Annotated in this window: 1 protein-coding gene; it reads left to right on the top strand. The window is 52.5% G+C overall.

What is annotated here, in order from left to right:
* Positions 1-177 precede the first annotated feature (177 nt).
* Positions 178-459: Slp family lipoprotein (locus BG74_RS16545; RefSeq protein ID WP_244267262.1), on the top strand; the 282-nt coding region annotated here is incomplete at its 3' end.

Here is a 459-nt window from a genome sequence, read left to right as displayed (position 1 = left end):
GCCGGTCGCGCTGGCAGAACCGGCTTATTTGCGCAATGAAGTGGCATGGAAAAAATTACCCGGCCATGCCTAAGCGGTAAACTTATCCGGTAGGTACGGGCCAAAGTAGTAGGTTTATTAGTGAGATTAAGTACTATATTTATCCATCAGGCTTCACTCGTATCGTTGCGCCGGCTGATGCCGGTTGGTTTCCTGGCAGCGATGTTAATTCTTGCGGGGTGTGTTACGGTACCTGAGGCGATTCGTGGCACGACCCCAACGCCACAAGATAATTTGGTACGGGTGATGAATGCACCGCAGCTGTATATCGGTCAAGAAGGGCGCTTCGGTGGTAAAGTGGTCAAGGTGACTAATGAAACCGGGCACACCCGGCTGGAAATTGCTACTGTACCGCTCGATGATAGCGCGGTGCCGCTAATGCACCAGCCATCCATTGGCCGCATCATTGCTCAAATCGGC

Source organism: Sodalis-like endosymbiont of Proechinophthirus fluctus, from assembly GCF_001602625.1.
Classification (GTDB): domain Bacteria; phylum Pseudomonadota; class Gammaproteobacteria; order Enterobacterales; family Enterobacteriaceae.
Note: the sequence above shows the minus strand (reverse complement) of the source record. Positions and strands in the feature narration are given on the sequence as shown.